This window comes from Bacteroidota bacterium (genome assembly GCA_034439655.1).
GTDB lineage: Bacteria > Bacteroidota > Bacteroidia > UKL13-3 > UKL13-3 > CANJUD01.
In genome coordinates this window covers 1-11,103 of record JAWXAU010000136.1, presented here as the reverse complement: position 1 = coordinate 11,103, position 11,103 = coordinate 1, and the positions used below count along the sequence as shown (strand labels likewise).

The following is an 11,103-nucleotide window of genomic DNA, read 5'->3' as shown; positions in this document are numbered from 1 at the left end:
TTGAGTATGGTTGCTCATGGTGTATATATTATAGTGTTGCTTTTTATATAGCAAATATCATACCTATCGAACCTCTTTTTTTAACTTGTCAAAGTAGAATTAACAATTACCCATTTACCATTAACAATTATATTAATTCAAATCCACCAAATCCACATCAAATTGCAAAACCGCATTAGGAGGAATAGAACCTTGTCCGCTGCTGCCATATCCTAAAGCCGAGGGAATAAATAATCGTGCTTTTTCTCCTTTTTTCAACAAGGCGATTCCTTCATCCCAGCCACTTATTACTTGTGCTGCACCTATCACAAAGTTAAAAGGGGAACTGCTGTTTGTATTTTTATCAAACACGGATTCGTTCATTAATTTCCCTGTATAATAAACCGAAGCCACATCCCCGGCTTTGGCATGCACACCGCTGGTGGGAGCCGTGATAATATAATATAAACCATCAGCCGTTTTAGTAGCTGCTATATTGTTTTTTGTTATATAATCTTTGATGATTTTGTCATCGGCAGCAGATTGTTTATTTGCTTTATTGCATTGTATAAAAAACAGTGCAATTGCTATTATAAATATAGATTTCATATTACAAAAATAGGTTATTATCAAACATTTTTCGGAACATAACTCAAACTGCACAAATGCTTACTATCCCAAATCTCATTGGCCATATCCATCATTTTAGAAGCGGTCGTTTTTTCTATTTCTGCGGCTACTTCTTTAAAGGTAGCTACACGCCCATTGTCAAGCAACGCATTGGCAATGGCAGCAAGCACGGCAGATTTGTTTTCTTCTGCCATTTGCATTTGTCCAATAAATTGTCGTTTGGAATTAGCCAATTGCAAGGTGCTCATTTTTTTGTTTTTGAACAGTTCAATTTCTTTATGTACTAGTTGCAAACAGCGTTCAAAATTTTTGTGGTCGGTAGCAAATGATACTGTGGCCAATCCACTATCAACAAACGATTGTATATCGGAATATATATTATAACAAAAACCATATTTTTCTCTGATTCCCATATTCAATCTGCTATTCATTGCTGGACCACCCAATATATTGTTGAGCAAAATAACCTTATATTTATTGGTGTGATTACTGGCGTAAGCTTTAAAGCCTAACATACAATACATTTGGTGCAGGTCTTTTTGAACTTCTTTGCTAAAAGGTTTGTTGTGCTTGGGTTTTATACGGGTAATCGTATTTGTTTTATAAGGCGACTCACTTATATATTTGGAGCATATATTTTTTACTTTTTCAAAAGGAAGACTCCCCACCGAAGCAAAAACCATATTGGTATTGTGATAACTCCGTTTCACAAATTCTTTCAAATTTTTGCTGCTAAAACTATTCAATGATTCGATAGAACCCAGTATATTATTTCCCAATGAATGATTGTTATAGTACACTTCCAAAAAATCATCATATAAACTTTCATCGGGATTGTCTTGATACATCGTTATCTCATCGGCCACCACGTTTCGTTCTTTTATAAGTTCGTTATCTGGGAAAGTTGAATTATAGGTGATATCGCAAATTAGTTCAACTGCACGTTCATAAAATTGTTGCGGAAAGGAACTATATATACAAGTTTTTTCTTTGCTTGTATAGGCATTGAGTTCGGCTCCTACATTATCCATACGGTTAAGTATATGATGCGATTTACGTTTTTTGGTGCCCTTAAAAAGCATGTGCTCTATAAAATGGGCAATCCCCACTTCGCCTTCCTGCTCATCGCGTGAACCGCAATTAATAAAAAAACCACAATGAGCTATACTACTACCTTTTATCTGGTGGTGAAGCAACCGCACACCATTATCATATTCGTGTATATATATATTTTCATCCATTATTTCCAGTCATTCTGAGCGATGCTTCGAGCGAAGAATCTGTATATATTATTCCCAATCACTCCACAACCGTCCCTTCACTTTCCCTACCAAATTTATCGACATAAGAAATTTTATAAGAATCCGTAATGCTGTTTTTTTCTGCTGCGTCAGTTTGTATAAATTGTGTTATTGCCGTAACTTTATATATTAAATTTTGATTATATACTACAACAAACCTTAGATTTTTAAGTGTCGAATCGTTCAAATCTAATAACGCTGTTTTGGTAATTCTATCATAACTTTTTATTACAGGTTTCTCGATACGGATAATGCTGAACCCTTGCTTTAATGGTGCTAGACATCTTCTACTATAGTAATTCAACCGCAACGAATCCATAATATGGTGTGGGTTTTTCATCATCGAATTGGTATTATAGAATATACTCCCTTGCAAGTTCTCGTGGTTGCGTAATGTTTTTACTTGGGTGCAAATTTGATTCGAACTGCACCATGAAGGTGTTTTTTCAAAAAGCCTATAAGAAGCATGCCCTATATATATATGTCTTCCATAACTGTGGTCGTTCCACCATTGTGCAAGGGTATAATAATCGCATAACCTATTGCCGGTTTCCCAATATAATTGTGGAGCCGCATAATCTATCCAATCATTCTTAAGCCATTTTAATATATCAGCGTATAAATCGTCGAAATTGGTACAGCCCGCTCGGGTGGCCGAACCCTCACCATCAATATGCTTATTTCTCCACACTCCGAATGGGCTAACCCCAAATCTTATATAAGGTTTTTCTTTGGCTATGGCATCATGCAGAATATGTATAACCGTGTCAACATTTTGTCTTCGCCAATTATCCAAGCTCATGCCATTATTATAAATGTTGTATGTTTTTTGATCGGGAAATGGTTTCCCATGGATTTTGTATGGATAAAAATAATCATCCAAATGCACACCATCAATATCATATTTTTTCACCACATCCATTACAATTTCTTTTATATAAACCCATACTTCGGGTAAGCCCGGATTGAACAATTTTATATTACCATAAGTAATAAACCACTCGGGTTTGAGTTTGGTGATATGTGAAATATCAGAGCGGTCGTAACTGATATTGATAATGGCCCTATAAGGATTGAACCATGCATGAAACTCCAAACCTTGCCGGTGACATTCGTCTATCATAAATTTGAGTGGGTCATAGCCTGGGTCTTTGCCTTTAACACCTGTGAGGTAATTACTCCAAGGCTCATAAGGTGATGGATAAAAAGCATCGGCACAAGGGCGGATTTGCACAAACAAAGCATTAAAACCTGCGTCAGCATATCGGCTAACAATATTTTTAAACTCGTTTTGCTGTTGGTCAGCGGTCAGTTTTTTTGAGGAAGGCCAATCAATATTTTCAACTGTGGCAACCCATGCCGCCCTCATTTCACGCTCAGTATTGATAGGCTGTGCATGGCTTTGTGCAATACAAGTTTGGCATATATATATATATATTATAAGTAATACAAAACGATGGGATAAAAGCATATAACGGGTTTGCAAAAATAGTGTTAATGACATTTGTTTTGCGATATCATGTATTTTATGTTTCAAAATGTTAACAACATCGTATATTTTTGCAATCCTTTAACAATAAAGTCACCGAAGAGAAAGATGAAAAAAACTAAAAAACGTAACCCCCTCAAACTAATTCTAATCCTGGGCATTTTGACTTTCATAGGCAAAGTCAATGCCCAATATTGTACTCCTACTTGGGTGGCAATGGCAGGCAACTGCTCAGGTGCCGATTTAATTACCAATGTATCCATTGCAGGCACTGTTTTAAACCATACAGTTAGCACCTGTAATGGCACGTCTCGTTACAAAGACTTTACGGGTAATACTCCAGCAATTGTGTATAAAAATTTTGGCTATAATTCTTATACGCTCAGTGTAACTGCGAATTCTCCTACAGGCAGCACCATTTCTCTCTGGATCGATTTAAACCAAGATTCCTCCTTTTCCACTTCAGAATGGTGGCAGGTAACAACTAGCAGCGTTGCCAATGCAGCAAGCACGGTCAATATCACAATTCCCGATACTGCAATTTCTGGTTCTACCATCATGCGGATACGCACACGGTCGGGATATTCTAATGGTGCGGGCGATGCCTGCACCCAATTTGGTACCGGGGTGGCTTATGATTATAGTATCATCATCGATTCTCTCACACCCTGTGCAGGCCAACCCACCGCAGGAAATGTTTTTGCACAGGATACCGTTTGCAATGGTGACGCTTTTAGCCTTGTTGCCATTAATGGAACAATGGGGTTAAACCAATCATACCAATGGCAGTTTTCAAAAGACAATGTTACCTGGACCAATATAACAAGCAGCAACAAACACTATATATATACCTCGCAATATTCATCTACCTATTATAGATTTTATACTACTTGCAGTAGCAATACCGATACTGCTTCATCACAGCTCATCTTTTCAAAAATATGTTACTGTACTGCAAGTGCCAAGAGCACCTTGGACGATGATATAGGTAATTTTACGATGGGTTCTTATTCAAATGGAAGCGACACATTGCCCGTCCTTAACAATAGCAAAGCAATTAGCACGTATTCCGATTTTACGACCGCACCGTTGGGTACTTTTTTCAAAGGTAAATACTATAATACTAAAATCACACAAATAAATGGAAATGCATTCTTTTATGGGTGTTTTGGCAAAGTATTTATAGACTTTGATCAAAGCGGCACTTTTGATGCAGGCGAAGAAGTAGATACTGGGCAAACCTATAGTGGGAATCGCTATATTAGTGGAAATGTATATATCCCTTTTACTGCAAAAACTGGATACACCCGCCTACGTGTGATATTAAGAGAAAATGCAAGTTCTGCTACCACCACTGCCTGTGGCAATTTCAATTATGGCGAAGTGGAAGATTATACTATTCTGATTTTGGACCAAGCACAAAAAGACATTACCGTTATCCGTATTACTAATCCTTCGGCAATCAAAGCGTCATGCAGTGGCAACAGCAATCAAACAATTACCGTAAAAATACAAAACACAGGAACCGATACTTTAGATTTTTCAGTTGATACTTTGAATATTGGTGTAGACGTTGATGTGAGCGGAAGTATTACAAATCTCTCTGCAAAGGTTAATAATGGCATCCTTGCTCCAGCGGGTTTTAAAACGATTACCTTAACTACCAACTTCAATATGGCTGGTGTGGGAATATATAGTTTTTCTGCCTGGTCGCAAATGAATGAAGATACCATCCTTATTAACGATAGTGCAACAGGCCCGCTAATTATTATACAACAAATTATCACGCCATCTGCTTCATCACCCTACTTTCAAAATTTCGAAAACGGCAATGGCAATTGGACTTCAGGGGGTATTGCAAGCAGTTGGGTATTAGGTTCCCCTGCCAAATCTATCATAGACACAGCAAGTGTGGGCGGTTCTAATTGTTGGAACACAAGCCTTACATCAAGTTATAATCTCAATGAGCAGTCATATATAGAAAGCCCCTGCTTTAATTTAAGTGGGATGGATTCACTGAACACCGCGGTTAGTTTTGATATATGGTGGAACTGCGAACGAGATTATGATGGACTAACTTTGCAAATTTCTACCGACAATGGCGGCACTTGGAACAGGCTAGGGAATTATGGTGAAGGAACCAATTGGTATAATGATACTATAATTAATACAACCGCAGTTCAAACATTTATTGATGGCCCACACTGTTGGAGTGGCCGAAACAGCAGCTATGATGGCAGCGGTGGCTGGATAAAAGCTTCTCACCTATTGCCTACTAATTTGTTCTTTGGCACTGTTAAGTTTAGGTTTGCTTTTGCTGCCGATTATGCCGTGGCTGACGATGGTATAGCTATTGACAACTTTTATATATATGAACTGCCAAGTATCGATGCAGTGGTTAACAAACTGGTGCTTCCAGTTGCAACCCCATGTAAAAATAGTAAACAAGATTTAACTGTTCAAATATTAAACGCAGGAACTGATACTTTAGATCTTTCTGTTGACCCCATCACAATAACTATAAAAGCAAGCAATAGCGGCTCGGGAACCTATACCAAAATGTTCAATACTGGTATTATTCTTTCTGGCACAAGCAGGGATTTTAATGTTACCAAAACCTTTAATATGGGCAGCGTGGGTACCTATAATTTTAAGGTTTATTGTTATACTGCTAATGATGGTGACCGCAGCAATGACACTAATTTGTATGTGCGAAATACCGCATCTTCTTCATCTTTACCTGTATTGGAATCTTTTGACGGAGGTTTCCCAGCAGGCTACACTGCTTCAAGTAATATAGCACTCAATGCCGGTTCAGGAATTGCTGGATCTAGAAGTTTACGGATAAGTTTAAATTCGGCCACCCCATACGCTCTTGCACAAACCCCTACTTTTGGAACACTAGGCAAACTAAGTGCCCTCAAATTTGACTATAGATTCTCCACCACTCTTTCAAGCGACGATACTGTAAATATATATATATCTATCGACTGTGGTGTGAATTTTTTTAATATATATCAATTCACCAACAATAACAGCAGCAATAGCACGTATAAAACTTTCCAATACGATTTGGGACAGTATGTCGGCAATAATGTTACGGTAGTTTTGGAAGGCAAATACGGTAGCATTAACTTTTTAATGGACATTGATAATTTTGCTATTGGCGACAAGCCAAATATTAATCTTGGAAATGATACTGCCGCTTGCAATATGTTATTGCTCGATGCCAACCCAAATGCTTTGGGATGGGCTTTAAAGTGGAGCAACGGACACAATACTGATACCAATACCATAACTGTAACCAACGACTATTGGGTAAAAGCAACTGATGTAAATACGGGCATATACAATTATGATACTATACATGTTGATATATATAGTTTACCTATCGTTTCGTTGGGAAATGATACGACAGTTTGTAGCGGAAGTAGTCTCACAATATCGGCTGGCCAATGGCCTTCAAGTTATAAATTTAGCTGGTCTAATGGTGATACAATTGCCTCTATTGTTCCACCCAAATCGGGAATATATATATGTTCCGTTATTTCTCCAGGAGGGTGTATCGGTTTTGATACTATCAAGGTTACCATCAATTCAAGGCCATCGGGTGTATCTATTATAAAAGGTAGTACTTTTAATGGTAGCTTTAATAATGGCACAAACACCAACACCGATGGCGTATGTGTGGGAAACAAAATTATATATGAAATGACAGCACCAACGAGTTATTCCAATGCAGAATATGGAAGCAAATGGGTGTATGCAGGCGTGCCCATTTTTACCACATCGGGTGCAAGCAAACCTTCAAATGGAACTGTAGTTGTAAATTTACCCGGAGCTAAAAATGGCAATCTGGAATTTATACCCACTGCTGCCGAAGCAGGATTAACCTATATACTTTCAACCACTATTACAGATTTGGTAACGGGTTGCGATACCACTGTATTACGCTATATAGATGTTACGAGCAATACACCATTGATCTTAGGTGCTGATAAAGATATTTGCCCTAATGATTCAACACTATTAGATGCAGGAACAGCTTTATCTTATTTATGGAGTACCGGTGACACTACGCAAACTATTTGGGTAGACACTGCTGGCACTTATGGGGTTACAATTATTAGAAATGGGGGATGCTTTGCTGCAGATAGTATAAACATTAATATACTACCAACTCCCAATGCCAACTTCAGCATGAGTAGTTCTACTAAAAATATTAACTGCACACCTGCCGATAGCACAAATAGTAGTTACGCTTGGGACTTTGGCGATGGAGGACAAAGCAATATTAAAAACACTTCACATATATATGCTGCCGATGGAACATATGCGGTAAAGTTAACTGTTACCGATAAAAAAGGATGTACGGCTACTGCCACTAAAACAGCAATTATTATTACAGCAATTAGCAATATAATGAGCGGTCAATTTAAAGCCACAATGATGCCCAATCCATATAGAGGTGAAGCTGCTTTGCTTATTGACATGGATGAAACTAAAATTGTAAAAATTGAGCTTTATGATATGGCAGGTCGGTTGCTAAACACCTTGAAGAATGGAATGATGGCTGCTGGTGAACATAGGCTATCTGTGAACACAGCCAATTCAATTACCATAGGCGTATATAATATTCGCATCTCGATCGATAATGAGATATATAATATTAAAGTGGTCGATTTGGGTCAATAGTATTTAAAAAAATCGCCTATGTCTCTGTGGTTTTTTTTTAGACATATTTAAGCATATTACTTTGGTCGACCATATTATTATATAATCAATTGAAAATAATGATTAAAAGTGGGTGCTTTATTGTTGTATATTTTTTTATTTATTGTTTTGCTATCCCTGCACAAACCACCAACCCTATAATAGATAGCTTGGTAAAACTATTGCCCAAAACGGCAGGCTTAAATAAAGTTATTGTGCTTAGTGACCTTTCCTACGAATATATGAAAGTGAGCGAACAGGATAAATGTAAAACACATGCACAACAAGAACTGGATTTGGCTTTAAAACTCAACGACCCGAAATCAATTTCAAGTGGTTACAATGATTTAGCGATCGCTTATTGGGGCTCTGGCAATATGATTTTATCATTGGACTATAACTTAAAAGCGTTAGCAATACGTGAAAAGCTGGGCGACTCAAACTTGATCGCCTCCTCCATTAGCAAAATTGCCAATGTATATATAAACCAAACAAAGTATGCTCAAGCACTTGAAATGCAATTGCGGGCTTTGCGTATATTTGAACAGCAGAAAAATATACAGAATGTAACACTGATTATGGGAAATATTGGTGAATTATATAGAAATATTGCAAACAAAAAATTATCTTATAAATATTTTTACGGTGCACTTATGCTTGCCAGAAAAAATGGCTTTAAACTAGCTGAAGGCACATGCATAGAAGGTATTGGCAAGTTAAAAGAAACTGAGAAGAACTTTGATACTGCCATTATATTATTTAAACAAAGTGCTAAAATATTTGAAGACGAACAGAACTATACCAATTATAATATAGCGATGCTTAGTATCGGTCGTTTATTAAAAGCCCAATTCAAAAATAAAGAAGCATTGGCTTATTATTTAAAAGCGTATCAAACATCTGCTGAGTTGGGAGACAGCTCTATATTGAGTGGAGCTGCTTCCAATTTGGGTACTTTATTTATAAGAATTGCAAAACCAGATGAAGCCTTGCCTTTCTCGCTTCAAGCCAAGGAAATCTGTGAAATGTTTGGATATAGACGTGATTTGATAAGTATATATAAAGACTTAGGGATTATATATACTTACAAGAGAATGGACGATTCATCTGAATATTATTGGAACAAACACGAAGCATTGGCCGACTCTTTATATACCACTGAACAAGCTGAGAAAACGATGGAATTTGAGACAAAATTTCAAACCGAGAAAAAGGAAAAACTATTGGCCGAACAAGATTTACAATTGAGTAAACGCAATACCCTTATCATATCCTTATGCAGTGCCATCATTTTGGTTGTTTTGGGATGGCTATTATATAATTATCGAATAAAAGCAAAACAGCAAACTGAAAAAATACATCAAAAAGAACTTCAGTCAAAAGCTATAATAGAAGCCGAAGAACGAGAACGCGTGCGGATTGCCAAAGACTTGCATGACGGTGTAGGTCAATTGTTAGCTGCCGCCCGTATGCAAGTAAGTGGCCTAAGTGCTATATTTGATAGTGAAGATATATCGCAAAAAACAAACTATGATAATGCTTTGTCTTTGCTCGATGAATCAGCCAAAGAAGTGAGGGCGGTTTCGCATAGTATGATACCCAATGCACTAATTCGTAAAGGGCTTTCGGCAGCAGTTCGAGAGTTTGTGGACCGACTGGTAAGCGATAAACTAAAAGTAGATTTAGAGCTTGTAGGCTTAGACAAACGCTTAGATTCAAATACCGAAACAGTATTGTACCGAGTATTACAAGAAATTATAAGTAACGTGGTTCGTCACTCGGGGGCTAATTATATCAGTATACAATTTATAAAACACGATACCGAAGTGGTGATGATGGTAGAAGACAACGGCAAAGGCTTTGATTTGCAAAAAGTACTTGCCAACGAAAAATCAGGAATTGGTTTGCGTAATATACAAAGCCGTGTAGATTACCTCAACGGTTCATTAGAATTTGATACTATTATTGGTCGTGGAACTACCGTAACAGTTCAAGTTCCTGTTATATAGATTTGTTAGTCGGAATCATAATCTTTTAGGGCCTACTTTGTAGTTGGTAAACTATTCACCTGTATATTGAACAATTTATAATATATTCGCACAGTGTTAAAACAGAACCCCTGTTATATTACCCTATTTTAAAAACAATTACTTATATCACTCAAATATGTTGGATGAAAAAATCACATTTGATTTTCTGAATTTGCATTTGCAAGAACCCGTGGCTTTGCTAACAAATTGGATGATGTGTGCATTTAGTATCTATGCGTATTCTCAATTGAAAAATATTGAAAAAGGCGATGTACTTAATTGGAGAAGTTTTTTCTTATGGTTTTCTATTTCTGCTTTCTTTGGAGGGATTGGACATCTATTCTTTCAGTATCTAGATGTTTATGGTAAATTCCCCAATTGGATAGCGACCACAATTTCAGGATATTATGCCGGTAATGCAATAATTACGCATATTACCTATAAAGCAACTAAAAAAAAATATGCATCCTTTTTAGTAATCAAAAGCATAGTTTTTTTATTGGCTGCCTTAGTAAGCCTAAAATTTGCTTTTGTAGCTATCGATGCAATAATAACCTATATAATGTTTTGTGGGGTGTTAGCCTGGAGGTTTTATAAAAAGGGAATTACAGAAATGAAATACTTTATATGCGGAGTGATGGTATCATTGCCCTCTGTATTTATTTTCTTCTTAAATATAAATCCTCACCGTTGGTTAAACAAGGATGACTTGAGCCATTTGTTTTTGTTAGGTTGTATATATTGTTTTTATCTTGGTGCAAAAAAACGGATGGAGAATAAAACTATTCTGGTATCATCAGAAAAAATGATAGCACACATTTGAAAAGTTTTTTGGAATAGAAAAAGAAATTAATTACAAAGCTTCTGCTTCTGCTTGAAAGAGCGTGCCACTTTTTGAAGTATTAATATATGTTCATAGTTTTTGCTATATGCTTCCATATTATAGCTAATCTCTTTACCG

General features: G+C 36.8%; 6 protein-coding genes. 3 read left to right on the top strand and 3 right to left on the bottom strand.

What is annotated here, in order from left to right; translation table 11 throughout:
• Positions 1 to 132 precede the first annotated feature (132 nt).
• Genes SGJ10_09740 through SGJ10_09730 form a run of 3 tightly spaced genes read right to left on the bottom strand, consistent with a single transcriptional unit; the run spans position 133 to position 3,381 of the window.
• Entirely contained in the window at positions 133 to 588 is a 456-nt protein-coding gene (locus tag SGJ10_09740) for an FKBP-type peptidyl-prolyl cis-trans isomerase (protein MDZ4758402.1), read from the bottom strand.
• A gap of 20 nt (positions 589 to 608) precedes the next feature.
• Entirely contained in the window at positions 609 to 1,850 is a 1,242-nt protein-coding gene (locus SGJ10_09735; protein MDZ4758401.1) for a pitrilysin family protein, read from the bottom strand.
• Positions 1,851 to 1,908: 58 nt separating this feature from the next.
• The gene (locus SGJ10_09730; GenBank protein ID MDZ4758400.1) at positions 1,909 to 3,381 is read right to left on the bottom strand and encodes a family 10 glycosylhydrolase; all 1,473 of its coding nucleotides are present in this window, start codon (positions 3,379 to 3,381) and stop codon (positions 1,909 to 1,911) included.
• Between the two features lie 126 nt (positions 3,382 to 3,507).
• On the opposite strand from SGJ10_09730, the gene SGJ10_09725 reads away from it, so the two are divergent.
• The 3 genes from SGJ10_09725 (at position 3,508) to SGJ10_09715 (ending at position 10,965) form a co-directional block, all read left to right on the top strand.
• A complete protein-coding gene (locus SGJ10_09725; GenBank protein ID MDZ4758399.1) occupies positions 3,508 to 8,094 on the top strand; it encodes a GEVED domain-containing protein in 4,587 nt (1,528 codons plus the stop codon).
• A gap of 98 nt (positions 8,095 to 8,192) precedes the next feature.
• A complete protein-coding gene (locus SGJ10_09720; protein MDZ4758398.1) occupies positions 8,193 to 10,121 on the top strand; it encodes a sensor histidine kinase in 1,929 nt (642 codons plus the stop codon).
• Positions 10,122 to 10,278: 157 nt separating this feature from the next.
• On the top strand, positions 10,279 to 10,965 hold the full coding sequence (locus tag SGJ10_09715; protein MDZ4758397.1) for a hypothetical protein: 687 nt from the start codon (positions 10,279 to 10,281) through the stop codon (positions 10,963 to 10,965).
• Positions 10,966 to 11,103 lie beyond the last annotated feature (138 nt).

Excerpts from the sequence above, each read along its gene's own strand:
- SGJ10_09740 (MDZ4758402.1), bottom strand. The coding sequence starts at position 588 with ATGAAATCTATATTTATAATAGCAATTGCACTGTTTTTTATACAATGC.
- SGJ10_09735 (MDZ4758401.1), bottom strand. The coding sequence starts at position 1,850 with ATGGATGAAAATATATATATACACGAATATGATAATGGTGTGCGGTTG.
- SGJ10_09730 (MDZ4758400.1), bottom strand. The coding sequence starts at position 3,381 with ATGCTTTTATCCCATCGTTTTGTATTACTTATAATATATATATATATA.
- SGJ10_09725 (MDZ4758399.1), top strand. The coding sequence starts at position 3,508 with ATGAAAAAAACTAAAAAACGTAACCCCCTCAAACTAATTCTAATCCTG.
- SGJ10_09720 (MDZ4758398.1), top strand. The coding sequence starts at position 8,193 with ATGATTAAAAGTGGGTGCTTTATTGTTGTATATTTTTTTATTTATTGT.
- SGJ10_09715 (MDZ4758397.1), top strand. The coding sequence starts at position 10,279 with ATGTTGGATGAAAAAATCACATTTGATTTTCTGAATTTGCATTTGCAA.